At 60.8% G+C, this 22,935-nt stretch carries 24 protein-coding genes; 8 read left to right on the forward strand and 16 right to left on the reverse strand.

Annotation, left to right across the window (positions count from 1 at the left end; all coding sequences use genetic code 11):
* Nucleotides 1-2: 2 nt before the first annotated feature.
* The 7 genes from PREDE_RS10480 to PREDE_RS10510 form a co-directional block, all read right to left on the reverse strand.
* Nucleotides 3-1,175, reverse strand: a complete 1,173-nt coding sequence (locus PREDE_RS10480) for a Rid family hydrolase (RefSeq protein WP_005847242.1) — start codon at nt 1,173-1,175, stop codon at nt 3-5.
* Nucleotides 1,176-1,190: 15 nt separating this feature from the next.
* Complete coding sequence (ccsA, locus tag PREDE_RS10485; RefSeq protein WP_005847244.1) at nt 1,191-3,269, reverse strand: cytochrome c biogenesis protein CcsA; 2,079 nt, start codon at nt 3,267-3,269, stop codon at nt 1,191-1,193.
* Complete coding sequence (locus tag PREDE_RS10490) at nt 3,269-4,018, reverse strand: hypothetical protein (RefSeq protein WP_005847246.1); 750 nt, start codon at nt 4,016-4,018, stop codon at nt 3,269-3,271. The genes ccsA and PREDE_RS10490 overlap by 1 nt, the downstream gene beginning before the upstream one ends.
* A gap of 10 nt (nt 4,019-4,028) precedes the next feature.
* A complete protein-coding gene (locus PREDE_RS10495) occupies nt 4,029-5,219 on the reverse strand; it encodes a porin (protein ID WP_044127113.1) in 1,191 nt (396 codons plus the stop codon).
* 187 nt (nt 5,220-5,406) lie between these two features.
* Complete coding sequence (locus tag PREDE_RS10500) at nt 5,407-6,864, reverse strand: di-heme oxidoredictase family protein (protein ID WP_005847250.1); 1,458 nt, start codon at nt 6,862-6,864, stop codon at nt 5,407-5,409.
* A gap of 99 nt (nt 6,865-6,963) precedes the next feature.
* Nucleotides 6,964-8,181: an imelysin family protein gene (locus PREDE_RS10505; RefSeq protein WP_005847252.1), complete on the reverse strand. Its 1,218-nt coding sequence runs from the start codon at nt 8,179-8,181 to the stop codon at nt 6,964-6,966.
* Nucleotides 8,182-8,238: 57 nt separating this feature from the next.
* A complete protein-coding gene (locus PREDE_RS10510) occupies nt 8,239-9,570 on the reverse strand; it encodes a hypothetical protein (protein WP_005847253.1) in 1,332 nt (443 codons plus the stop codon).
* 226 nt (nt 9,571-9,796) lie between these two features.
* Here PREDE_RS10510 and PREDE_RS10515 point away from each other — a divergent pair, with 226 nt between their 5' ends.
* Nucleotides 9,797-10,753 (forward strand): LuxR C-terminal-related transcriptional regulator, encoded by a 957-nt coding sequence (locus PREDE_RS10515; protein WP_005847255.1) that lies wholly within the window; start codon nt 9,797-9,799, stop codon nt 10,751-10,753.
* Nucleotides 10,753-11,343, forward strand: coding sequence for a helix-turn-helix transcriptional regulator (locus tag PREDE_RS10520; RefSeq protein ID WP_005847257.1), 591 nt, complete (start codon nt 10,753-10,755; stop codon nt 11,341-11,343). The genes PREDE_RS10515 and PREDE_RS10520 overlap by 1 nt, the downstream gene beginning before the upstream one ends.
* 311 nt (nt 11,344-11,654) lie before the next feature.
* Here PREDE_RS10520 and PREDE_RS10525 read toward each other — a convergent pair whose 3' ends face one another.
* The 5 genes from PREDE_RS10525 to PREDE_RS10545 all read right to left on the reverse strand — a co-directional run bounded on the left by PREDE_RS10525 (nt 11,655) and on the right by PREDE_RS10545 (nt 16,060).
* Nucleotides 11,655-12,251, reverse strand: a complete 597-nt coding sequence (locus PREDE_RS10525) for a UpxY family transcription antiterminator (RefSeq protein WP_005847259.1) — start codon at nt 12,249-12,251, stop codon at nt 11,655-11,657.
* Nucleotides 12,252-12,253: 2 nt separating this feature from the next.
* On the reverse strand, nt 12,254-13,840 hold the full coding sequence (locus PREDE_RS10530; RefSeq protein ID WP_005847261.1) for a peptide chain release factor 3: 1,587 nt from the start codon (nt 13,838-13,840) through the stop codon (nt 12,254-12,256).
* Nucleotides 13,841-13,861: 21 nt separating this feature from the next.
* Nucleotides 13,862-14,746, reverse strand: coding sequence for a dTDP-4-dehydrorhamnose reductase (rfbD, locus tag PREDE_RS14200; protein ID WP_005847263.1), 885 nt, complete (start codon nt 14,744-14,746; stop codon nt 13,862-13,864).
* Nucleotides 14,747-15,289: a DUF4924 family protein gene (locus PREDE_RS14205; RefSeq protein ID WP_005847265.1), complete on the reverse strand. Its 543-nt coding sequence runs from the start codon at nt 15,287-15,289 to the stop codon at nt 14,747-14,749.
* Between the two features lie 102 nt (nt 15,290-15,391).
* On the reverse strand, nt 15,392-16,060 hold the full coding sequence (locus PREDE_RS10545; RefSeq protein WP_027951870.1) for a LysE family translocator: 669 nt from the start codon (nt 16,058-16,060) through the stop codon (nt 15,392-15,394).
* Between the two features lie 507 nt (nt 16,061-16,567).
* On the opposite strand from PREDE_RS10545, the gene PREDE_RS10550 reads away from it, so the two are divergent.
* From PREDE_RS10550 to rplT, 4 genes are all read left to right on the forward strand, one after another.
* Nucleotides 16,568-16,954: a rhodanese-like domain-containing protein gene (locus tag PREDE_RS10550; protein ID WP_005847269.1), complete on the forward strand. Its 387-nt coding sequence runs from the start codon at nt 16,568-16,570 to the stop codon at nt 16,952-16,954.
* A gap of 270 nt (nt 16,955-17,224) precedes the next feature.
* Complete coding sequence (gene infC, locus PREDE_RS10555) at nt 17,225-17,911, forward strand: translation initiation factor IF-3 (protein WP_005847271.1); 687 nt, start codon at nt 17,225-17,227, stop codon at nt 17,909-17,911.
* A gap of 79 nt (nt 17,912-17,990) precedes the next feature.
* On the forward strand, nt 17,991-18,188 hold the full coding sequence (rpmI, locus tag PREDE_RS10560) for a 50S ribosomal protein L35 (protein ID WP_005847273.1): 198 nt from the start codon (nt 17,991-17,993) through the stop codon (nt 18,186-18,188).
* Nucleotides 18,189-18,227: 39 nt separating this feature from the next.
* Nucleotides 18,228-18,572, forward strand: a complete 345-nt coding sequence (gene rplT / locus PREDE_RS10565; RefSeq protein WP_005847275.1) for a 50S ribosomal protein L20 — start codon at nt 18,228-18,230, stop codon at nt 18,570-18,572.
* 95 nt (nt 18,573-18,667) lie between these two features.
* Here rplT and PREDE_RS10570 read toward each other — a convergent pair whose 3' ends face one another.
* The gene (locus PREDE_RS10570) at nt 18,668-20,086 is read right to left on the reverse strand and encodes an FN3 associated domain-containing protein (RefSeq protein WP_005847277.1); all 1,419 of its coding nucleotides are present in this window, start codon (nt 20,084-20,086) and stop codon (nt 18,668-18,670) included.
* A gap of 210 nt (nt 20,087-20,296) precedes the next feature.
* On the opposite strand from PREDE_RS10570, the gene PREDE_RS14370 reads away from it, so the two are divergent.
* On the forward strand, nt 20,297-20,422 hold the full coding sequence (locus PREDE_RS14370) for a hypothetical protein (protein WP_005847279.1): 126 nt from the start codon (nt 20,297-20,299) through the stop codon (nt 20,420-20,422).
* Nucleotides 20,423-20,458: 36 nt separating this feature from the next.
* A complete protein-coding gene (gene rpe, locus PREDE_RS10575) occupies nt 20,459-21,124 on the forward strand; it encodes a ribulose-phosphate 3-epimerase (RefSeq protein ID WP_005847280.1) in 666 nt (221 codons plus the stop codon).
* A 4-nt stretch (nt 21,125-21,128) separates the two neighbouring features.
* On the opposite strand, the gene PREDE_RS10580 is transcribed toward rpe, so the two are convergent.
* From PREDE_RS10580 to mscL, 3 genes are all read right to left on the reverse strand, one after another.
* Complete coding sequence (locus PREDE_RS10580) at nt 21,129-21,725, reverse strand: RNA polymerase sigma factor (protein ID WP_005847281.1); 597 nt, start codon at nt 21,723-21,725, stop codon at nt 21,129-21,131.
* Nucleotides 21,726-21,862: 137 nt separating this feature from the next.
* The gene (locus PREDE_RS10585) at nt 21,863-22,348 is read right to left on the reverse strand and encodes a pyridoxamine 5'-phosphate oxidase family protein (protein ID WP_005847283.1); all 486 of its coding nucleotides are present in this window, start codon (nt 22,346-22,348) and stop codon (nt 21,863-21,865) included.
* Between the two features lie 14 nt (nt 22,349-22,362).
* Nucleotides 22,363-22,785 (reverse strand): large-conductance mechanosensitive channel protein MscL, encoded by a 423-nt coding sequence (gene mscL, locus PREDE_RS10590; protein WP_015310468.1) that lies wholly within the window; start codon nt 22,783-22,785, stop codon nt 22,363-22,365.
* Between the last annotated feature and the right edge of the window lie 150 nt (nt 22,786-22,935).

The raw sequence follows: 22,935 nt of genomic DNA on the forward strand, positions 1-22,935 counted from the left end.
GGTCAGGCATGTGCCGGGGCGTCGGCCTCGGAGAGGGGTTTCATGGCGATGCACTCGGTCTCGATGAGCCATCCGGGCCGGCACACGGGGGCGTTGACGATGATGTAGGGCGTGTGGGGGAAGCGGCCGGCCATGAGGGAGGCCACCACGGGATAGTCGGCCACGTCGCGCAGGTAGACGGTCATCTCGGCCACGTCGTCGAATGTGCAGCCGGCCTCGGCCAGCAGGGCCTCGATGTTCTCCCACATGCGCTCCACCTGGCCGCGTATGTCGCCCACGTGGACGATGTTGCCGCGGTTGTCTATGCTGGCCGTGCCTGAGATGAAGACGCGCCGGCGGCCGTCGAAGTCCACGCAGGTGCCGCGCTCGAAGCGCACGCCGTACTCGCTTGTGCGGTTCAGATGGTCCAGTGCGTAGAGGTAGTGCACCTGTTCGGGACGTATGCCGCCGATGGCCAGGGCGTTCATCTTGCAGAGCGTGCGGGGGTCGGCGTCGCGCCCGCAGATGCCCGTCGAGGCGATGTAGTGGGTCTGGTCGGTGAGCCCCTCGCGGTCGAACACGTCGTTGCGGGCCCTCACCACGCCGTCGTAGTGGTTGTCAATGTCGTTCACGTAGAGCCAGGTGCGCACGCAATTGGCCGCCAACGTGCAACCATTGCGCCGCAATCGCTCGGCGTATGCGCCGAAAAGGGCGGCCGTTTGCACGTAAGACGTGTCGCCATTTGCCGTATTTTGTGTGGACCACAGCTCGTCGTAGCCGCCGTGCGAGGCGCGGAACAGGTGATCGTCGACCCGTGCGGTCTGCACGCCTGTCATGAGCCAGGCCCACATGCCCACCTTGCCGCCGCAGAGAGGAGGCTGCTGCACGGTGGAGACGGCGCAGTCGTCCTGCCCCACTGCGGCCCAGAACGCGTCGGCCTGGTTGGCGGCGTCGCTCAGGTAGAACCGCTTGAACACGGGCCGCGCCTCGGCCAGGCCGGGCACTTGGCCGTGGAACCGGCTCGCGAGCAGCTCGTCGTAGGCCTTGAGCAGCCAGCCCAGCTGCTCGCCGAAAGGAGCTTCGGTGGGTTCGAGGGTGAACATGCAGAGGTATTCGCCTGCGCCGTTGGCGCCGTCGAGGGCGAAGAGACGGATGAGTACGTGGTCGTTTTGAATCTGCAACTTTTGGGTTTCCATATTGTTTTGTGGTTGTTATGCGTATGCGTGCATGCCCCCGAGAAAGTAGTTCACGCCGAAGTAGGTCATGAGCACGGTGAGGAATGCACAGATGAGGTAGAGGTGGAACGCGCGCGGGCGGCGCAGGGCGGGCAGCGAAGCGGTGTGCATCGGCACGGCGTAGACCATGAGCGTAATGAGCGCCCACGTCTCCTTGGGGTCCCAGCTCCAGTAGCGGCCCCAGCTCACGTTGGCCCACACGGCCCCGAGAAAGATGCCGGCGGCCAGCAGGAACACGGCCGGATAGAGCATGAGGCGGCTCAGCACGGTGAGCTGGTCGGGGCCGTCGGCGGTGTCGGGGCCCGTCGTGGCGTCGCGGCGGCCGCCGCGCGGGGTCAGCAGCAGGGCCAGCACGCCGTTGAGGGCCATGAAGGCCAGCAGGGCGTAGGCCGCCATCGTGATGCTCACGTGGATGCTGAGCAGCGGGCTCTGCAGCACGGGCATGAGGTTGGTAATCTGTGGAGACATCTGCCCCAGGTGGCTTACCAGCAGCGTCAGGCCCGAGAGCAGGAAGCCGAAGGGCAGCACATAGTCCAGCCGCCGCAGGGCCAGCGTGAGGCCCATGAGGGCCAGCGACATGAAGAGCATGGTTTCGTAGCCGTTGCCCAAGGGCACGCGGCCGCCCACATACCAGCGCAGCGCGTAGCCCGCCAGGGCGAAGACGAAGGCCCCTGCCAGCACCGCCCAGCCCGCATGCCACAGTCGCCGCATGGCGCGGCGCGCACGCGGGCCGCGCGTGCGGCCCATGGCCCAGAGCAGGGCGAGGAACGTGGCGAGCCCCATCGTGAGGTTCAGCATGAAGAGGATGGTGGCAAAGGGGATGCGGTTGTAGATGATTTCGGCCTCGACGCGCGCCTCGCTCAGGCGTGGCGCACCGGCCGGCAGGGGCGTAAAGAGCGTGTGCCCCGTGAGCATGAGCACGAGGCCGGCCTGCTCGTCCAGCGCGCGGATGGCCTTGCCCATGGCGTCTTGCCGCTGCTCCTCCTGGATGAGGGGCATGAGTCGGTACTTGCCGTCGGCGTCGAAAAGGTCCTGCATGGCGGCATACTTGCCCTCGATGCCCAGCCAGCGGCGCAGCGGGGCGTAGGGAATGCGTATCATGGGCTCGCGCTTCCAGGCCTCGGGGCTCACGAGCCAGCCGTAGACCACCTGCTCGGCCCGCAGCCCACGGTAGCTGCGGCGGCCGTAGAGCTTCTGCACGAAGTCGATGGCCACGGTGTTGAGCGGCACCACGCGGCCGTTGTACTCCACCTGGTAGCGGGCCACCTCGCGGGCCTTGGCCTCCTGAATGGTGGGCACGCTGCGGGCGGCGGCCAGGGCGGGCACGGCGAGCAACGCCAGCCCGAAGAGGCGGCGGCGCAGGGCCGGCGAGCGCAGCAGACGGCGGAACTCCCCGCGGGGGCTCAGCAACGTGAGGGCCATGGCCACGGCAAGCAGCGCGTAGCCGGCGTAGGTCAGGGCCGTGCCCCAGGGGTCGTGGTTTACGGTGAGCACCGTTCCCTTGCGGTCGGTGTCGAAATTGGTCTGGTAGAAACGGTAGCCGTGGGTGCTTAGGATGTGGTTCATTGAGATGACGGCCGGACGGGCGTGGCCCGTGGCGCGGTCGGTGCAGGTGACGCGGCTCACGAAATCGGCCGGTGTCTCCGTGCCGGGGTAGGTCGTCACCTCGAAGCGGTCGAGGCGCAGGGCCACGGGCAGGGGCTGCATCTCGTGGCTGCCGCGCGGCATGTAGCTGGTCTCGGGCATGCCCTCGCGCAGGTGGATGCGTCCCTCGCGGCCGGTGAGGAAAGTCACTGCCGCCCCCGTGAGGATGAGCAGCAGGGCTCCGTGCAGCAGGGCCACGGCCGGTCGGCGGTGCAGACGACGCGTCGCGGCGTAGGCTGCGCCCGCTGCGGCCAGACCCGCCCACAGGGCGAAGAACCAGGGCGTGTGGTAGATGCTGCGGGCAGCCTGGTCGGTGCCGTGTAGCTTCTCCACCACGGTGCCCGCGGCCAGCACGGCCACGGTGGCCGCGAAGAGCAGTCCCAGCAGGGTCTTGAGCGTCTTTGTCGGCATCACTCGGGGGCTCCGCTGCTTATCCAGTTGTCGATGAGGGTGAGCAGATGGGCGGCACGCTCCTTGTTGAGCATGTCGGCATGGTTCTGGTGCCAGTCGGCCGAGACGTTGGTGTTGAGCACCTGGTGGAGCACGCTGCCGCCCACGTCGCCGGGCTGCACGCGCTTGTGGTCCTTGACCTTGACGGACTGCTGGCCCACGAGGGCGGCGTAGCTGTGGCCCTCGGTCAGGTCGAGACCGGCGGCCGAGCGGCCGTTTCCGCCGTGGCAGGCGGTGCAGCTGGCGTTGAACACGCTCTGCTGCACGGCGTTGAGCATGCTGGTGTTGACCGTTCCGAGGTCTATGCGGATGGTGTCGGTGCCTTTCTCGTTGGCAATGTTGCGGCTGGTGAAGGTCATGATGCGCTGTCGCAGCCGGTTGAGCACGCACACCTGCACGGTCTCTATGCTGCCGCCGATGCCCGAGAGCGACATGGAGACGTGGCCGTTGGCGTCGGCCGTGATGACTTTCGATATGGTGGCGTAGGGCGACCACTCGTCGGCGCTGTTGTCGGTAAACCCGGCCAGCGACACGTCGTAGTCGTCGGGCCAGCTGTCCAGACCGGTCAGCGTGCCCTCTACCTTGACCACTTTGCCGCCCTCGGCCACGTGCTCGGCCTCGTGGATGGGGCCGTCGTCGCACGCGGCAAGGCAGAGTGCGAGGCCGAGGAGGGCCGGCAGGGCCGGGCTTTTGTGTGTAAGGATGTTCATGGCAGTGGGTTTAGAAGGCGTATTGCAGCATCACACAGGCCGTGTGGGTGGCTATGCCGAGGTCGTCGAGGTCGCGGTCGAGCTGGGTGTCGTGGCCCCATCGGCCGATGTACTGGTACATGGCGGAGACCTTGATGTTGGTCTTCGGCACGAAATAGTTGCATACCACGGCCGGCGAGTTCAGGCTGCCGTCCTTGTGGTTGCCGTTGCGGTCCATCCAGTCGTAGCGCAGACCGAGCTGCCAGTCGCGGCCGACGAAGTAGCCCAGCTGGGCGTAGGCACCCATGTAATTGTAGCTTTCGTCGATCTTCTGGCGCTTGGTGAATCCCATGTTCATGTAGTAAGCCTCGGCGGCCACCGACCAGCGGCCGCTGAGCAGGGCGAAGTCCACGCCGGCGCGGAAGTCGTTGGTCGACTCGTATTCGGCCTCGTTGTTGTAGTTGGCCGAGAGGCCGATGACGTATTTCGTGCCCAGCTGCGTGAGGTTGGGGTTGCCCTGGCTCATCGGCATCGGGCCGTTGCCCTGGAAAGTGAGGCGTGCGGCATAGAGCAGCGAGGGCAGATGGTTGTCGTCGCTGATGGTCTTCGTGGCGGTGTTGACGGTTCCGCCGGTTCCGTTGAACAGGCCCAGCTCGTAGCCCCACTTGTTGGCAATGAGGCCGTGCATCTTGAAACCGAGGTCCCAGCCCGTGTTGATCGGCGGTGTGACGGCGTTGAGACTGTGGGGAAGAATGACGGCACTGGTGAGCGATGTGGGCATCATGGGGAAGAGCGTCTCGCCCAGCGTGGTGAGGAAAGCGCCGGCAAAGGGCGTCTTCTGCTTGCCCGCGCGGAAGCGGAGGGCGGGGCTCACGGCATAGTCTATCCAGGCTTGTTGCAGGATGGCCCCGCCGGTGGCGGCCGCGTTCACGCAGATGTTGTAGTCAATCTTGCCGAACGCCCTGCCCGTGAAGCCGATGATGCCGAACGGAATGGCGAAGCCCGAGTTGGCAATGTTGTCTTGATTGTAGGCCTTGTCGAGGCCCTCGTCGGCATAATAGTTGTAGGTGAGCGTGGTTTGAAGCATGAGATAGGGCTTCAGGATGAAGCGGCCGTCGGCCGACTGCAGGGAGAAGCCGCGGTTGTCGGCAATGGGAAGCACGCCGTTCTCCATGTCGTAGTGGGTGGCCTGGCGGCCGGAGGCCTGCGGAGCGGCGGCCATGGAGTCGAGGCGGGCGGCGGTGGCGTGGAGTGAGGCTGCGGCCTTGCCCAGGGCATTGTCCTCGGGAGCGGCGGGGTTGGCTGTCTCGGCGCAGACGGTTGCAGACAGGCTGGCTGCGACGATGGCAGCAAAAATGCGGTTGATTTTCATATCGTGATGTCTTTTCTGGTTTGTTTTCGGATGTCGGTTACAGGCTCCACAGGAAGCGGATGAGCTGGGCGCGCTGGGCCTTGGAGTAGTGGGCGAAGACCTGTTTGCTGGCCTCGGCCTCGCCGCCGTGCCACATGATGGCCTCGGTGAAGTTGCGGGCGCGGCCGTCGTGCAGGAAGTAGGTGTGGCCGTTGACGAGCTGCTGCAGACCGATGCCCCAGAGCGGGGTGGTGCGCCACTCGTTGCCGCGGGCCAGTCCGCTCACCATATTGTCGTTGAGGCCCACGCCCATGATCTCCGATCCCATGTCGTGGAGCAGGAAATCAGAGTAGGGATGGATGGTCTGGCGGCCGCCGAGCCAGGGCAAAGTGAGGCCGGCCAGCAGGGTGGAACCGCGTTTGTTGGTGTGGAGCGTGGTGACATGGCACAGGTGGCAGCCGGCCTTGTAGAAAAGTTTCTCGCCCGCCTGCACGTCGGGGTCGTTCACGTCGCGGCGCGCCGGCACGCCGAGGCTGTGCAGATAGAGGTCCACGGCTTCCATGTCGGCCGTGCTCACGTCGAGCTTTTCATAGCTCAGCCCCATCATCGAGCCCTCTTCTATCTGTCTCTGCCCGCGGCATATCTCCTCGGGGTAGCGGCTGTTGGTGAGGCCCATGTCGGAGGAGTAGCCCAGCTCCACGGTGAGGTCGCCGTGGTGTGCCTTGTTGCCGCCCACGCCAATCTGGCTCACGTTGCGCTCGGAGACGACGTTGCAGCGGCCGCTGATGCCCCAGCGGGGGTAGTTGCTGCGGGCTGCGAGCTGCTGTATCTCGGTGCGGTCGAGGGCCATAATCTGGCCCTGGCCCACGTGGCGCAGCGGTATGCGCACGGAGATGAACAGGTCTTCGGGGCGGATGCTGTCGGCATACCACTTGGTAATGCTGAAGCGAGGGTAGCAGAGCGTGTAGCGTTCGCCGTCGGGGAAGCGGTAGACGGCCGAGTCGATCTCGAAGTGAATCTCGCCCTCGGGGGTCACGCCGTAGATGGTGTTGTCGTGGATCACGCGGCCATAGTTCTGGAAAAACTTGCCGTTGCGCCGCGTCACGTAGCAGAGCATCGAGGTGAAGCCGTACTCGCCCGTGGCTTTTCGGCTGCCGTTCTTAAAGGCAGTCCAGTACGAGGGCTCGGTGCGGCCCGCGTTGCGGTGGCAGCCGCCGCAGCTGTAACCGGCATAAACCGGGCCCAAGCCACCGCCGGCATGGTTGTAGTTGCTGGTGGCCACGTTGTCGTAGAGCCGGTCGCCCTTGTTGAACAGGGCGTTGTACTCGCCCGAGATCCAGCTGGCCGGCTGGTCGTAGGAGAATGCCGACCGCGAGAACTCGGTGGCCGTGCCGGCCGAGAGGGCGTAGCCTGCGGGCACGTCCACGTCGGCAATGGTGAGCTGCCCGTCGTTGTCTTCACAGGCCGACAGGGACAAGGCTCCGAGAAGCAGGAATGAATACTTGATGGGATTCATGAATGGGGATATTTTTAACGATTTCTTTTAGCGCACAAGAGCGAAGACCGGAGTTGGGAACTCTCGGCCTTCGCTTCATGTCTTTGGACGGAAAGAGGCTTAGCGAATGGTGCGAGCCTTGCCGTTCTTGAAGATGAGGAACTCCAAAGTGTGGAATCCGCGCAGAGCTTGGCTGGCTCCGATGCTGGCGTCATCCTCGTTGAACTCGCCGGTCCACTCCAGATCGGCCCACTTCTGCGACTTCAGCACGTTCATGATGCCGTCCTGGTCGAGGGGCCAAGTGTCCATGTTGGGGTCGAGACCCTTGTCTGAAACGGGGCCGAAGAGGAAAGCCTCGGACGACTCCCACGGCTGGCGGGCGGCAATCCAGGCCTCGCAGCAGGCGGCGAAGGCGGCGTTGGAGGGGTTGCGCTCAAAGGCCACCACCTTCTCATAGAGCTTGGTGTTGAGGTCGAGCAGGTCCTTGTAGGTGGGCAGGATGACGGCATCCACCACTTGGGCAACGACAGGAGCGAGCTCGGCTTCGGTGTTGGCTTTCTCGCTGAAGAAGGTCTTCAGCTCCTTGGAGAGCAGCGACTGCAGGGTGGCGCAGGCGGTTTGGGCCTTCACCGACTCGGCCGAGTTGATGTGGTTGCGGAAAGGTTGCGGAATGTCTTGTATGGCCTTGATGGCGGCGTCGATGGCAGCCACGACCTGAGTGTGGAGTCCCGGGTTCTTGGCCTCCACCACTTTGTACATGGAATTGGCGGCCGGCGTCTTGCTCATGCTGCCGATATTCTTGTCGTAGACCCCGTAGTAGGCATTGCGGATGGACAGAATGTTGTTGGAATAGTCCAGTCGCGAGTGCCAGCTGTACCACGACTCCACGGCGTAGAGACCGGCGCGCATGCTCTTTTTATCGGGGTATTTGGTGGTGTAGAGCTTGTAGGGATCGCCGATTTTGGCCTCGCCCACCTCGTTGGCAATGTCGGACATGCCGTCGAGTACCTGCTCCACACAGGCCAGGCTGGTGGTCAAACCTTTCAGCTTGAGCCCCTTGAACTGACTGCCATAAGAGGCTCCTCCGTTGAAGCTGACGGCCCAATCGTTGTAGAGTGTAGTGGCATCTTTGACGAGCAGGTTGCCTACCACGCGCATGTAGTTGCCCCACGCCTTTGCACGGGCAGAGGTGTATTCCACGGTGTCTTCGGCATCAATCTCGGCGATAATCTTCTCGTCGTTGGTCTGTGCTGTCCCATTTCCCTTGTTGTCGTCGCCGCATGATACGAACGTGAGGCCCATGGAGAGCAACCCCAGAAGCAATAAACTCTTTTTCATGTTACTGTCTGATTACGTTAAAAATATAGTGGTTGTTTATTTGTTTGTCGACTGACTTTATTTCTTGGCGAGGTAGAGGGCGTAGGCCACGCCGATGCGCAGCTCGTTTTCGGAGTTGTAACGGCCCTTGCCGAAGAGGCTGTGGGTGCCGAACTGGCGGGTGGCATAGTCGGCCTTGACTACGAGGCAGGGCAGGGGCCGCCAGTTGAGGCCGCACGCCCACATGCTCACCTGGGTGCGTGGGTCGGCAGCAGTGCCGGCCGACATGCTTTCCTGCGGGTTGTAGTAGTCGTAGTGGGCGTAGGGATAAATGGCGGGAAACTTCACGCCGGGGAAGAAACCGGCCAGGTTGAAGCCCAGTTCGGCGCTATAGGTAAGGGCGTGAGAGCCCACGCCGCGGTTGCGGGTGCCGTAGGGCGAGGCCGACGAAACGGAGGCGGCACTCACCTGGTCTGAGGCCGAGAGGTAGCCGTGGAGCACGTTGGCACGGGCCGTGACGTAGCGGCCGACGTACTGGGCGTCGAACGAATACATGAAGACGTTGACCTTGTTCAGGGCTTCATAGTTCACCAGCTTCTCGCAGTTCTTGCCCGAATTGGGGTTGTAGTAGGCGCTTACACCCAGCCGAAGCCCGGGCACGCCTGTCCAATTGAGGCGCGCGGTGTAGGCGGGCGAGGTGAAGTTGTCGAACTCGAAGGCTCCCTGCTTGCCGCCCTTCACCCATTCGTACTTGCCGAATCCGTCGGGGTTGAGGCCGCTGGTGATGAGGGCCTCGTAGTCGAACGAGGCCAGGCCGCGGCCGAACGAGCCGAAGAACTCGAGGCCCGTCTCGTGCCAGGTGGAGGGAATGATGGAGGTTTCGCCCTCGGGACGTGCTGGGGTGAAGAAGCTGAGCGGCTCGTGATGGGTGTTGGTAAGGCCCATGGGCACGACGAGATGGCCCACGCGCACGTTGAACGCCGGCACGACAAGACGGGTGATGTGGAACTGCTCGAGCGCCACCTCGCCGCCCTTTTCGGTCTCGGTCTCGTATTCGCCGTTCTCGGAACCCGAGCCCGACTCTATCTCATAGGCCGTGCCTACGCCGCCAGCCTCGAACTCAACTTCGACTCCAAGTATCCATTTGCTGGACAGTTTGTAGTCGCCCGAGAGCACGAAGCGCGGAATAGAAATCTCGTTGTGTTTGATTTTTGTGTTGCCTTGGGCGGTGCCGGCAAAGCGATTCAGGCCGTAATCCTTGAAGCGGGCCAGCATCTCGCCATAGCCGCCGATGCGGTATTTGCTGAATGCGGTATCCTGGGCAGCCGGTGGCTGGGCGGCAAACGCGGGGGCGGAGAGGCTTAGGCACGCCAGCAGCGCGATGGCCAGTCCCTTGTTTGACTTGTTCATATCAGTATCGTTGATGTCTGTAATTCGGCTTTCGGGACTCAGTTTGATTCCGGACTACAAAGTTACGGCCGAATCGCGAACCGTGCAATACCTACAAGTGAGTATATTTGCAGGGTCATTATTTTTAGGTATTGTACCGCGAAAAAGGCAAAAAGGCGGCCGATTCTGTTGTCAATGTCCCAGTTTTTTAGTTATTTTGCACCTATTATTCACAACGAACAGACAGATGAAGAATCAGAAGATGTATGAGCCCGACGATAAACTAATCTCTATTATCCGGGACAATTACAATACGCTGCAGAGCCTCGGCTCGTTCGGCATCAACCTGGGCTTCGGCGACAAGACGGTGAAAGAGGTGTGCGAGGACCAGGATGTGGACACCTACACCTTCCTGGCCGTGGTTAATTACACCATCAACGGCTACCGCGACTACGACGACGCCGACCGCCTGTCCATCCCTACGCTGCTGCAATACCTCAAGGCCAGCCATGCCTACTACCTCGACTTTCAGCTGCCTTTCATCCGCAAGGCCCTTACCGACGCGCTCGACGAGAACGACAACCTGGCCCGACTCATCATGAAGCTCTACGATGAGTACGCCCACAGCATACGCAACCACATGCAGTATGAGGAGAAAACGGTGTTCCCCTACGTCGAAGCACTCGGGCAAGGCAACGCCCCCACCAACTACGACATCGAGACTTTCTCGAAGCACCACAACCAGACCGACCAGAAACTCAAGGAGCTGAAGAACATCATCATCAAGTACCTGCCGTCCGACGGGCTGCACAACAACCAGCTCTCGGCCGCCCTCTACGACATCTACAACTGCGAGCAGTGGCTCATGGAACACGCCGAAGTGGAAGACGAGATCCTCATCCCCGCCATACGCCGGCTCGAAATGAAGTCGAAGCAGAGCGATGTGAGCGTCAAGATCAGCAACATGATTAACCACAACGCCGAGTCGCAGGAGACATTGTCCGACCGTGAAAAGGACGTCATCGTGGCCTTGGTGCAGGGCATGACCAACAAGGAGATAGCCAACCACCTCTGCATCTCCATCAACACCGTCATCACCCACCGCCGCAACATCGCCCGCAAGCTGCAAATCCACTCGCCGGCCGGGCTCACCATCTATGCCATCGTGAACAATCTTGTGGACATCAGCACCGTGAAACTGTGATGGAAAGGCCCAAAATAGCCGTCGTCGACGCCAACACGCTCGCCGTGTTGGGCTTGAAACAGCTGTTGCAGACCGTGGTTCCCATCATGGACGTGTCGGCTTTCGGCTCGTTTGCCGAGCTGGAGGCCAACCGCCCCGACACTTTCTTCCACTACTTCGTGGCCCAGAGCATCGTGCTCGGGCACCGCCGGTTCTTCCTGGACCGCCGGCAGAAGACCATCGTGCTCACCATGAACACCGACCCGGCCACGCAGCCGACGGGCTTCCACTGCCTGTGCATCAACGTGCCCGAGGCGCAGCTCGTGCGCTCGTTGCTCGCGCTCGAGCAGCACGCCCACGCCCACGGCCGCAACCTTCCGCCCATGCCCCGCGCCCTCACCGGCAAGCTGTTGAGCGACCGCGAGATAGAGGTGCTCAGCCTTATCGTGCAGGGTTACATCAACAAGGAGGTGGGCGAGCGGCTCAACATCGGCCTCACCACGGTCATCACCCACCGTAAGCGCATCATGGAGAAGCTGGGCATGAAGAGCGTCTCGGCCCTCACCATCTATGCCGTGACCCACGGCTACGTGGACATCAACAAGATATGACGGTCGTCCCCGGCTTTCACCATGGGTGAGGGCCGGGGATGTTGCGGGGAGCCTGGGCCTAATTATAGGATGGTTTAGGCCGAAATGATAGGATTTGATAGGATGTTATAGGAGGATGATAGGCTGTGTTTTGCAGGACGGTATGGGTTGTTATGAGATTTTATAGGCCGTATTCGCGATGGCTTTACGGCGTATTCATCGGGCGAATACGCCGTATTTGTCCGATGTTTGCGGCGTGTTCGTGAAGCGTGTGCGGCGTAAAACGGAGGGTTGCGCGGCGTGCAGCTGAGGGTTGTGCAGCGTGCCCCTCCTTATTCGCCTATGGGCTGGCAGCACCATCGCGTCACTTTGAGCATGACGGCCATGCCCGGAATCTCCTTGAGCAGGAAGTAATGCTTGTTGGACCGCACCAGTTTGCCCTGCAATCCCCGGAGCGGACCGTGGGTGACACGGACGGGAGTGCCCGCCTTGAGCCGTGCCTGCTCCTGGGAGAGGTAGCGTTTCATGAGGATGTCGGGGTTGCACATGGCCTGGAACTCCTGCATCTGATGGGCCGGAATCTCGCAGTAGTCCTGCCGGTCGCGGCTTTTGCGGATGACGGCCATCTTGTAGTCGAGCCCGTGCAGCAGGGTGCGCAGCTCCTCCTCCTCCATGGTTTTGCGGATGAAGATGAGGTTGTGCACCACGGGCCGCAGCTCGTGGCGGATGTGGTGCGTGCGGTCCTCGCGGTCCCGATACTCCATGGGGATGTAGATGTCGAGGCCGAGCGACTTCAGGTGTTCGGCCACTTCGGACTGCCGCAGCGTGAAGAGGCGCAGGGCGTACCACGGCCGGTCGTCCTGCATGCCGGCGGCGTCGGCCGGCAGCAGGGGCTCTTCGCTGTTGTCGGGACTGGAGGGCGGGGCCACGGTCAGAACTCTGAGGTGAAGTGAAACTTGATGGCTTTGAAGTCCTGCTGGGCCATGGCGAGCACGTATCCCGAGTCGGCCAGGAACACGTCGCGGCCCTCAATGTCCTTGGCCATGTACTGGTACTTGCGCTTCTTGAAGTTGTCGAGCTCGTCGGCGTCCTCGGCTTCTATCCAGCATGCCTTGTGCAGGTGCACCGGTTCCCAGCGGCACTTGGCGCCGTACTCGTGCTCCAGCCGGTACTGGATGACCTCAAACTGCAGCTGCCCCACGGTGCCCACGATACGTCGGCCGTTGAACTGGTTGACAAAGAGCTGTGCCACGCCCTCGTTCATGAGCTGTTCGAGGCCCTTGGCAAACTGTTTGGACTTCATCGGGTCGTCGTTTTCGATGTATTTGAACAGCTCGGGCGAGAACGATGGCAGCCCGCGGAAGTGCAGGTCTTCGCCTTCGGTGAGCGTGTCGCCTATCTTGAAGATGCCGTTGTCGGGCAGTCCCACGATGTCGCCGGGCCATGCCTCGTCGACGGTGCTCTTGCGCTGGGCCATGAACTGCGTGGGCGAGGAGAAGCGAACGGTCTTGCCCAGCCGCACGTGCAGGTAGGGCTGGTTGCGCACGAAACGGCCCGAACAGATTTTGCAAAAGGCGATGCACGAGCGGTGGTTGGGGTCGATGTTGGCCGTTATCTTGAACACGAAGCCCGTGAACTTGTCTTCTTCGGGCTCCACCGTGCGTTCCTCGGCCTTGGTGGGACGGGGGCTCGGGGCTATTTCGACGAAGCAGTCGAGCAGCTCCTGCACGCCGAAGTTGTTGAGCGCCGAGCCAAAGAACACGGGAGCCACTTGGCCCCCGCGGTAGTCGGCCACGTCGAACGCCGGGTAGACGCCGTCCACCAGCTCCAGGTCGTCGCGCAGTTGCCGGGCCTCGCGCTCGCCCACGGTCTGGTCGAGCTCGGCCGACGCGACGTCGACGGGCACTTTCTCCGTCACCCGCTGCTTGTTGGGCGTGAAGAGGTTGAGCTGCCGTTCATAGATGTTGTACACGCCCTTGAACTTCTGTCCCTGGCCGATGGGCCACGAAAGGGGCCGCACATGGATCTGGAGTTCCTCCTCGAGCTCGTCGAGCAAGTCGAAGGGGTCGCGGCCTTCGCGGTCCATCTTGTTGATGAAGATGATGACGGGGGTGTTGCGCATGCGGCACACCTCCATGAGTTTGCGGGTCTGCGCCTCCACGCCCTTGGCCGAGTCGACCACGATGATGGCCGAGTCCACGGCGGTAAGCGTGCGGAAAGTGTCTTCGGCAAAGTCCTGGTGGCCGGGCGTGTCGAGGATGTTCACCTTGTAAGGCTCGCCTTCCTGCGCGTCAGGCAGGTAGTCGAACTCCATCACCGAGGTGGAAACCGAGATGCCTCTTTGCTTTTCAATGTCCATCCAGTCGGAGGTGGCCGTCTTGCGAATCTTGTTGCTTTTCACGGCGCCGGCCACCTGAATCTGCCCGCCGAAGAGCAGGAACTTCTCGGTGAGCGTGGTTTTTCCGGCGTCCGGATGGGAGATGATGGCGAACGTCCGCCGCCTTTCTATTTCTTTCATGCAGTGATTTGGTTTGATGGCTTACCCCTGCTCCAGCAGCCGTGCCTCGCACTTGCGCAGGCTGTCTTCCCAGTAAGGGATGCTGATGCCGAAAGCGGACTTGAACTTTGTCTTGTCGAGCACGCTGTAGGCAGGGCGCACAACGGGCGAGGGGAACTCGTCGCTGTGGCAGGGCTGGATGTCGCAGGCCGTGTGTCCGGCCAGCTGCGCTATCTTCTTGGTGAAGTCGTACCAGGAGGTGACGCCCTCGTTGGAGTAGTGGTAGACGCCCGATCGGCCCTCGAACTTGCGGTGCTCCACGATGTCGAAGATGGCCTCGGCCAGGTCGCCGGCGTAGGTTGGCGTGCCCGTCTGGTCGAACACCACCTTGAGGCTGGGCTTGGTGGCCGTGAGCTGGAGCATGGTTTTCACGAAGTTGTGCCCGTACTCGGAGTAGAGCCAGGCCGTGCGGAAGATGAGATGGTTCACGCCCGTGGCCTGGATGCGCTGTTCGCCGTGCAGCTTGGTCAGTCCGTACACGCCCGTCGGCGTGCCTTTCTGGTCTTCCTTGCAGGGCGTGTTGTAGGGGTCGCCGCCGAAAACGTAGTCGGTGGAGATGTGCACGAGCAGCCCTCCAACCTCTTTCATGGCGCGTGCGAGGTTCTCGGGGGCCGTGGCATTGAGGGTCTCCACGATGTCGCCGGCCGTTTCGGCCTTGTCCACATTGGTCCAGGCGGCGCAGTTGATGATACACTTCACGTCATTGTCGCGCACCGCCCGTCGGACGGTTTCGAGGCTGGTGATGTCGAGTTTCTCGTAGCCCTCGCACACATCAGTGAAGATGTAGCGGTCGGCTGCGGACTTTTGGCTGGCGCGCTGAATGGCGTTGCCGAGCTGTCCGTTGGCTCCTGTCACTAAGATATTCATTTATTCAAATTTAAGTCCTTCGTCACGATTCTTGATATAATAGTCGCTCAGCATGCCCACAAAGGTGGAAATCTCCTGAATGGCGTGGGTGGTCTCGGGCGAAACAGCCTTTTGTTGCAGCTTGAGCAGCATCATGCCGTAGAGCGCGTCGAGGCAAGTCTCCACCTCGTTGAGCTCCTTGTCGCCCTTGTTGCGCAGCTCCACGATGAAGGGAAGCACCTTGTAGTACTCGGCGTTGTAGAACGGGAACTTCGTCGATTCCAGCAGCTGGTGGTGCAGTTCGGCCAGGTCTTGCAGCACCACGCGGTTGATTTGCAGGTGCCCTCCCTCGCGCCGTCCCTCCTCGTTCATCATGCGGATGAGGTTGCCGAACCAGTCGGTCTCCTCCTCTTTCTGCGCCTCGGTGTAGTCGAACCGGTCGATATACTCCTTGCGTATGCGGCTCAGCGAGCAGCCGTAGGCGCGGATGAGGTCTTCCATCTGCCACATGTAGAGCAGGTATTCGGCGATGGAGGTCTTGCGTATTTCTTGAGCGATAAACATGGATGCGCGTCTATATATAATAAGGTGTGTCTTTGCAGCCGTTGCGCCGTGCCCTTTCCAAAGCGCGGGGCCCGGCCCGTTGCGGGCCCGTTGCGGGGCCGGCTAATAGTGGAACGTGTAGAGATTGAAGACGGTGCCGATGAGCACCACCAGCGAAAAGACGATGACCACCGACCCGATAATCTTGTTAAGGATGAGGATGCCGCTCTCGTCGAACTTGCCCCGCACCTTGTCCACGAGCCACGTCAGCCCGAACCACCACAGCAGCGCCCCCACGACGATGCTCAGATAGCCCAGCGTCATCTCCGTGGGGTGGGAGGGAATGACAAAGGCGAACTGGGCAAACGTGGCCATGAAAAGGAAGATGATGAGCGGGTTGGAGAACGTGACGAGGAACGCCGTCACCCCGTTGTGCCACAGTGTGCCCTTTTGCTTGCCGCTGCGGTGCATGTTGCTGGTGGGGTTGCTGCGCCAGCAATAGATGCCGAAGACGAGCAGCAGCACGCTGCCCGAGATTTGCAGCCAGAACTTGTTGGTGGGGTTGGTGATGAGATCCATCACGAAACTCATGCCCAGGCCCGTGATGAGCGCGTAGATGATGTCGCTCGCGGCGGCGCCCAGACCCGTCACGAAGCCGTACCAGCGGCCCTTGTTCAGCGTGCGCTGAATGCAGAGCACACCCACGGGACCCATAGGAGCAGAGGCGATGACGCCTATGAGCAGCCCCTTGAGTATCAGTTGCAGCAGGTCTATGTGTATCGGAAACGGCATCATACGGCTGCAAAGTTACGACTTTTTTCAGACATGGCGAAGACTTCGCGCGGAATATGTGGCCCCCGCCGCCGTAAAACCCTGTCCGCACGCGGCCGCCGTGGAGCCACCGTGGAGCCGTCGCCGCCTTGCGGCTGCGCCGTATTCGCCTTGCGGCTGCGCCGTATTCGCCGCGCGTCTGCGGCGCATTCATTGTGCGTTTGCACCGTTTTTGTCGCACGTCTGCTGGAGTCTGCATGTCGCCCCTGCCGTTTTGGCCGTGCGCATGCGCCCTTTTTGCCGTGCGTCCCAGCCCTTTTTGCCGCCCGTCCGCGCATTTGCCGCAACGGGGCCTGGCCCTTTTTGCCTCCCATACCGCCCCATTCCCACGGCGCGACCGCCCTGTTTCCGCCCGACGGCAGACACATTTTGTGGCCTGAAAATGCGGAAAAAACAGATTTTTTCTTATCTTTGCAATCGAGGGGCCACCGCCTGTGGCGGCCCCGCACACCCAACAAACCGCAGACTATGGGAAATTTATGGAACGCCCTGCTGGCACGATTCGGATTCGGCGAGCAGGCCAGAAAGGTGAGAGAGAACATAAGCTCGGTGAACGCCGCCGCCTTTGCCGACGGCGTGGCCACCCGCAGAGTGCAGATTCTGGACGTGCGCACCACCGAGGAGTACACCCTGGGACATCTTGAGGGAGCCGTCCACGTGGACGTGCAGCACACCAACTTTGGCGCCCACGTGCGGCAGCTGCTCGACCCTGCGCTGCCCGTCTACGTCTATTGCCGCAGTGGCAAGCGGTCGCTCACGGCGGCCTACATTCTGGCCCGTGCCGGCTACCGCGTGGTGAACCTGGCCGGCGGCATCATGGAGTGGGCCGCCGCCGGCCGCCCCATCGTGAGGTGAGGGGCGTGGGGCGACGGGGAATGGCTCTTCGGGCATACGCGACACATGAAGCCCCTGCCCGCAGCGCTTCTGCGGTCGGGGCCAGCACCTCTGCTTCTTGTGGGGGCCGCCGCCGCGGTTCCGGCTTGCAGGACGACATGCCAGGCGCGGCCGGCGGCGGATGAAAAACCGGCAAAACATTTGGAAGTTACAGTTTTCTTTTGTAATTTTGCACCTTGAATTGGGCGCATTGTGCCCTGTCATCCGTAAAAAAGGCTTTAATATAGTTGAATGAAGAAAGACAATGTGAAGAATCAATACCGCGTGAATGGGCAGATTCATGCCCGCGAAGTTCGTGTGGTAAGTGACAATGGCGCTGAAGTGATGCCGACCCGCCAGGCGCTGGACTTGGCTCGTCAGCAGGGGGTAGATCTCGTAGAAATCTCTCCTAACGCCCAGCCGCCTGTCTGTCGGATTATCGACTATAGCAAATTCCTCTACCAACAGAAGAAGCGGCAGAAGGAAATGAAGCAGAAACAGGTCAAGGTCGAGGTCAAGGAAATACGTTTCGGGCCGCAGACCGACGACCACGACTACCAGTTCAAGCTCAAGCACGCCAAGGAGTTCCTCGACGAGGGCAACAAGGTGCGCGCCTACGTGTTCTTCCGCGGACGCTCCATTCTGTTCAAGGAGCAGGGCGAGGTGCTGTTGCTGCGCTTTGCCAACGACCTCGAAGAGTATGCCAAGGTGGAGCAGTTGCCCAAGCTGGAAGGCAAGAAGATGTTCCTCTTCCTCGCCCCGAAAAAGGTGGGCGTGACCAAGCAGAGCCAGCAGAAGCGCGACCGTTTGGCCGCCGAGGCCGCTGCCCAGGAGGCTGCCAAGGCCCAGAAGGACGAGGATGCCGGGAAGAACGGACTGCTGGCCAATGCCAAGGGAGGCGACGCTTTGAAGAAGCTCGTCGGCGAGACGGCCGACTGATACGGGTCAATACTGTGTGGTACCGCCGGGTATATGCGTTGCCACCTTTCAATAATCATCATTTAAACAACAACAAAAAATGCCAAAAGTAAAGACGAACTCCGGTGCGAAGAAGAGATTCCGTTTCACCGGTACGGGTAAGATCAAGCGTCATCACGCTTACCACAGTCACATTCTGACTAAGAAGACCAAGAAGCAGAAACGGAACCTTGTACACCAGACTCTGGTGGACCGTTCCAACCTGAAGCAGGTGCGCGACCTGCTCTGCCTGCGCTAACCATTAACTTTTTAGTCGAACGTTTAAAGAAAGAAAATTATGCCAAGATCAGTTAACCACGTTGCATCAAAAGCAAGAAGAACAAGACTCCTGAAGCTCACCAAGGGTTACTATGGCGCCCGCAAGAATGTTTGGACCGTAGCCAAGAACACTTGGGAGAAGGGTCTCACCTACGCATACCGCGACCGCAAGAACAAGAAGCGCACTTTCCGTGCGCTTTGGATCCAGCGTATCAACGCTGCGGCCCGCCTGCAGGAGATGAGCTACAGCCAGCTCATGGGTGCTTTGCACAAGGCCGGCATCGAAATCAACCGCAAGGTGCTCGCCGACCTCGCCGTGAACAACCCCGAGGCTTTCAAGGCCATCGTGGACAAGGTGAAGTAAGCGGCGGTTCCGACAGGGCCCTTTCGCTTTAGGCTATTAAAAAAGAGCAGGAACCGGCAATGCCGGTTCCTGCTCTTTTTGTGTTTGGGCGGGGTCTATTGCAGGTGCTTGCGGCCCTTGCGGATGACGATGCCCTTGAAAGACTTGCCCACGCGCTGGCCGCTGAGGTTGTAGAGCGGGGCGTCGGTATCGTCGGCAAACAGCTCGGCACGCTTCACGGAGGTGGTGACGAAGCCGCCGGTCGTGGTGGGACAGATCTCGAAGCCCTTGCCATGGGGCACGAGGATGCCCGTCACGGTGTTGCCCTCGCTGGAGGCCGGGAGCTGGGTCTGGGCCAGCGTCTTGAACGTGTCGTACACCTGGATGGTGTCGCCGTTGAGCGAGGCGTAGAGGTTTTTGCCGATGGAGTCGAGCTTCACGCCGCTGATCTGCACCAGTCGGCACACGTTGGCATTGCTCTTGGCCTCGGCAATGGAGAGCACGGAGGGGGCCACGGGGTCGCCGTCGGTTAGGGTGAGCTTGTCGGTGGAGGTGAGGGCGTTGGCCGTAAATTCGGGCAGAGCGTAGTAGATGACCAGTGTTCCGGCCACGCTGCCGTTGAGCGTCTGGCCTGTTTTGAGGCCCAGTCCGGTGTTGTAGAAGCAGATGGCGCCCGTCTCGTCCTGCACGTAGGCGTAGCGTCCGCTGGCGTCTGCGAAGACGACGCGGGCGTTGTTCAGCGCCAGGTTGGCCACGGTCTTGTCGGTCTGCTGCTTGAAATCGTCAATGTCCGACGTCTCCACGGCGGCCGTGAACTCCTTGGCGGTCACGTCGCTGGTCTTGGTTCCGTCGCTGGCAATGGCTTTCACCGTGGCCGAGGCCGTGAGCGTGAAGGGGCCAGCATACTGCTGCGAGGCCGTGGTGGGCTCTTCGCCGTTGGTGGTGTAGTGGATGGTGGCGCCCTCGGTGGCGGTGAGTGTCACCAGGGTGGTGCCCAGGAAAGGTGTCGTGCCGTCGATGGTCGGTGCGGCCAGAGCGTTGGCACTGCTGCCGTAGGTCACTTGGATGCTCTTCACGTAGAGGGCTTTCTGGGTGGAAGGCTGGCTCAGCGTGATGACCACGTCGCCCGTGGCGTTGGGCTCAAAGCTGTAGTCGGTGGCCTCCATTTTCAGGTCATTCTGCCCCGAGAAGCCGCCCACGGCCACGGTGATCGTGGCTTTCGCGTCCTTGGCCGTGCTGGCATTCACCACCACGCGGCTGATGTTGCCGTCGAAAGCAGACGACTTGAGCACGATGCTCTTGGCCGATTTCTTGCTGCTTCCCAGCTGGATGCCCTTGCCATAGTTCTTGTCCCAGCCGAAGTAGGCCGAGGAATTCCACTCTGCACTCACGTCCCAGGCCGAGCCGGAGAGCGTGACATTGCCCACGGCATTGATGTCGCCTTCGGTGAAAGTGTGGGTGTAGTTGGCGGCATGAGCGGCCAGACCTGCAAGTGCGAGGAATAAAAGCATCGGAATGCGTAATACTTTGTTCATAGACAAACGGTTTGTAAATGGTTATAATAAATAATGTACGCGCGTGCGACATATTGCAAAGATACGAAAGATATTCGGAAGCCACAACGGCTCCGGCCGGAAAAACGAGGGTTTGCAGAAATATATCGCGCGGACATGTAATAAAGGCCATGGGCCTTGCGTTAGACAATCAGAAGACGGCAAACCACGTTCCACAAACAAAAATAGCCTATGAAGAATTTTACTCCCGAAGAAATCAAACCCTCTGAGCGCACGCTCGGCATCATCCGCCAGATGGCCTACACCTACCGTGTGGCCAAGGTGCAGGGCCGGAATGTGCCTTGTGGCATGAACTGAACACGGCCCCCTGACCGCTAAAAACTGATATTTGCAATGACAACACTTGTTTCGCCCTCTCTGTTGGCCGCCGATTTTGCCAACCTAAGGGGGGAGATAGACCTCATCAACCGCAGCGAAGCCGACTGGTTGCACTGTGACGTGATGGATGGTTCGTTTGTACCCAACATCTCGTTTGGCTTTCCTGTGCTCGAGGCCGTGAAGCGCATCAGCCGCAAACCCCTCGACGTGCACTTCATGATAGTGCATCCCGAACGCTACATTGCCCGTACGGCGCGCCTGGGTGCCATGATGATGACCGTGCATCAGGAGGCTTGCACCCATCTGGACCGCACCATCCACGAGATACACGAGGCCGGCATGAAAGCCGGTGTGGCCCTCAATCCGGCCACGCCCGTGGCGTTGCTCGAAGATGTGCTGGCCGAGGTCGACATGGTGTTGCTCATGAGTGTGAACCCCGGATTCGGCGGACAGCGGTTCATTGAGAACACGCTGGCCAAGGTGCAACGGCTCAGACGGCTCATCGCCGAGAGCGGCTCGCACGCCCTCATCCAAGTGGACGGCGGCGTGAACGGCGACACAGCGCCGCGTCTGGTCAGGGCTGGCGTGGACGTACTGGTGAGTGGAAGCTATGTGTTCGGAGCCGAGCGGCCCGGGGAGGTCATCGGCATGCTGAAGCGGCTGGGCGCAGAAAGGGCATAGACGCTTAGCCCACCTCCAGCTGTACGTCGTTGTCTCGGGCCATGCGGCGCATGTTGAGGATGGCGTAGCGCATGCGGCCCAGGGCCGTGTTGATGCTCACATTGGTGGTGAGGGCTATCTCCTTGAACGACATCTGCTGGTAGAAGCGCATGAATACCACCTCGCGCTGCGAGGCCGGCAGGTGGTTCATCATCTTCTTCACGTCGCAGAGCACCTGCTCATTCACGTAGTGCCCCTCGATGTTGCCGTCAAGCAGGGTGTCGTGGCTCAGGTTGGAGAGGTCGTTGTCCTCGCCCGCCTCAACGATGTGCCTGGCCCGTTGCTCGCGGTACCAGTCCATGATGACGTTATGGGTGATGCGCATGCACCATGCGGCAAACTTGCCCGTGGGGGCGTATTTGCCGCTCTGCAGCTTCACGATAATCTTGATGAAAGCGTCCTGGAACAGGTCGTTGGCCTTGTCTTCATCGTGTACGACGAAGAGGATATACGAAAAAAGCCTGTCCTGATGCCGCGACAACAGCAAATCGAACGCCCGGTTGTTGCCGTCCATATAAGAAAGGGCCAACTCCTCGTCGGTCATCTCTGTAAGATTCTTCATTTTCTTAGTCTTGTTGTTGAATAAGTAAATGTGTGTCGATAGGCGTTGATTAATTTGTCGTTTTGAGGTGTTACGTGTGCAAAATTATGGAAAATCTGTAAGTCCGCCAAATTTTTCGCAGGCTAAATGCAATCAAATCACAAAGTCACTTTCTTGCGCTTGCCGCTGAATTCGGTAAAGTCCACGCGGATGATTTCCACCCGGTGAAAGCTCTTGCGGGCGTATTTGTCGCCCGTGTCGCGGAAGTCGGCCGACAGTTTGTCGATGAGCAGGTGCAGGGCGGCCATCTTCTCCTCGTCGTCCAGACGGGTGTGGGCCTCGCCGAAGAAGAGTGCGCTCTCGTATTCGGTGGTAAACTTGCCGGGCAGCAAGTTCACCCTCCCGACGAGACAGAACGACACCCGCGCGTTCTCGGCCAGTGCCCGCAGCTTGCGGCCCTCGGGAGCGCAGTGGATGTAGATGCTTTGGCGGCCGTCCCACACGTAGTTCACGGGGATGCCGTAGCCGCCGCCCTCGCTGACCATGCTCAGCACACCGTACTCGCTGGTGCGGAGCAACTCCAGGGCCCGCCCCTCGTCCATCAGCCGGTCCTGCCGTCGCACGGTGTCGTTGACGTATTTCATGATGCGCGCAGGAGCTATTTGTTCTTCAGCAGGTCGCGTATTTCGGCCAGCAGCTTCTCCTCGGCGGTGGGCTCCGGGGCGGGAGCGGGTGCGGCGGGCTCCTCCTGCTTTTTGCGGGCCAGCTTGTTGATGCCCTTGACAAGCAGGAACACACAGAAGGCGATGACCACGAAATCGAAGGCCGTCTGAATGAAGTTGCCGTAGTTGATGGTGGCCGGAGCCGTGGTCTCGAGCCCCATATCCATGGCCGGAAGCGTCACTTTAAGGTCGGAGAAATTCACGCCGCCGATGAGCCAACCGATGGGCGGCATGATGATGTCGTCCACAATACTGCTGACGATTTTGCCGAACGCGCCGCCGATGATGACGCCGACGGCCATGTCTACGGCATTGCCTTTGACGGCGAACTCCTTGAATTCATTGATAAATTTGCTCATGATGCTGTGATGATGACAAGTCAATACCGTGGTTTTGGCAAGTGGATATTGCACCCGTTACCGCGCAGTCGCGCTTTTGCCAAGTCGGAATGACAGTCTGTTCCTTTTTAATTAATTTAATACTCAAACCGAATGCAAAAATAGAAAATA

Origin of the sequence: Prevotella dentalis DSM 3688 (assembly GCF_000242335.1) — a bacterium.
GTDB classification, from domain to species: domain Bacteria; phylum Bacteroidota; class Bacteroidia; order Bacteroidales; family Bacteroidaceae; genus Prevotella; species Prevotella seregens.

What these genes read in the sequence shown, in the direction of transcription:
- PREDE_RS10550 (WP_005847269.1), top strand. Translation starts at nt 16,568, where the DNA reads ATGGGAAATTTATGGAACGCCCTGCTGGCACGATTCGGATTCGGCGAG.
- rpe (WP_005847280.1), top strand. Translation starts at nt 20,459, where the DNA reads ATGACAACACTTGTTTCGCCCTCTCTGTTGGCCGCCGATTTTGCCAAC.
- rfbD (WP_005847263.1), bottom strand. Translation starts at nt 14,746, where the DNA reads ATGAATATCTTAGTGACAGGAGCCAACGGACAGCTCGGCAACGCCATT.
- PREDE_RS10580 (WP_005847281.1), bottom strand. Translation starts at nt 21,725, where the DNA reads ATGAAGAATCTTACAGAGATGACCGACGAGGAGTTGGCCCTTTCTTAT.
- PREDE_RS10510 (WP_005847253.1), bottom strand. Translation starts at nt 9,570, where the DNA reads ATGAACAAGTCAAACAAGGGACTGGCCATCGCGCTGCTGGCGTGCCTA.
- PREDE_RS10490 (WP_005847246.1), bottom strand. Translation starts at nt 4,018, where the DNA reads ATGAACATCCTTACACACAAAAGCCCGGCCCTGCCGGCCCTCCTCGGC.
- PREDE_RS10585 (WP_005847283.1), bottom strand. Translation starts at nt 22,348, where the DNA reads ATGAAATACGTCAACGACACCGTGCGACGGCAGGACCGGCTGATGGAC.
- PREDE_RS10495 (WP_044127113.1), bottom strand. Translation starts at nt 5,219, where the DNA reads ATGGCCGCCGCTCCGCAGGCCTCCGGCCGCCAGGCCACCCACTACGAC.
- PREDE_RS10515 (WP_005847255.1), top strand. Translation starts at nt 9,797, where the DNA reads ATGAAGAATCAGAAGATGTATGAGCCCGACGATAAACTAATCTCTATT.
- PREDE_RS10545 (WP_027951870.1), bottom strand. Translation starts at nt 16,060, where the DNA reads ATGCCGTTTCCGATACACATAGACCTGCTGCAACTGATACTCAAGGGG.
- PREDE_RS10500 (WP_005847250.1), bottom strand. Translation starts at nt 6,864, where the DNA reads ATGAATCCCATCAAGTATTCATTCCTGCTTCTCGGAGCCTTGTCCCTG.
- PREDE_RS10505 (WP_005847252.1), bottom strand. Translation starts at nt 8,181, where the DNA reads ATGAAAAAGAGTTTATTGCTTCTGGGGTTGCTCTCCATGGGCCTCACG.
- ccsA (WP_005847244.1), bottom strand. Translation starts at nt 3,269, where the DNA reads ATGCCGACAAAGACGCTCAAGACCCTGCTGGGACTGCTCTTCGCGGCC.
- PREDE_RS10570 (WP_005847277.1), bottom strand. Translation starts at nt 20,086, where the DNA reads ATGAACAAAGTATTACGCATTCCGATGCTTTTATTCCTCGCACTTGCA.
- rpmI (WP_005847273.1), top strand. Translation starts at nt 17,991, where the DNA reads ATGCCAAAAGTAAAGACGAACTCCGGTGCGAAGAAGAGATTCCGTTTC.
- PREDE_RS10480 (WP_005847242.1), bottom strand. Translation starts at nt 1,175, where the DNA reads ATGGAAACCCAAAAGTTGCAGATTCAAAACGACCACGTACTCATCCGT.
- PREDE_RS10520 (WP_005847257.1), top strand. Translation starts at nt 10,753, where the DNA reads ATGGAAAGGCCCAAAATAGCCGTCGTCGACGCCAACACGCTCGCCGTG.
- rplT (WP_005847275.1), top strand. Translation starts at nt 18,228, where the DNA reads ATGCCAAGATCAGTTAACCACGTTGCATCAAAAGCAAGAAGAACAAGA.
- PREDE_RS10530 (WP_005847261.1), bottom strand. Translation starts at nt 13,840, where the DNA reads ATGAAAGAAATAGAAAGGCGGCGGACGTTCGCCATCATCTCCCATCCG.
- PREDE_RS14205 (WP_005847265.1), bottom strand. Translation starts at nt 15,289, where the DNA reads ATGTTTATCGCTCAAGAAATACGCAAGACCTCCATCGCCGAATACCTG.
- PREDE_RS14370 (WP_005847279.1), top strand. Translation starts at nt 20,297, where the DNA reads ATGAAGAATTTTACTCCCGAAGAAATCAAACCCTCTGAGCGCACGCTC.
- infC (WP_005847271.1), top strand. Translation starts at nt 17,225, where the DNA reads ATGAAGAAAGACAATGTGAAGAATCAATACCGCGTGAATGGGCAGATT.
- mscL (WP_015310468.1), bottom strand. Translation starts at nt 22,785, where the DNA reads ATGAGCAAATTTATCAATGAATTCAAGGAGTTCGCCGTCAAAGGCAAT.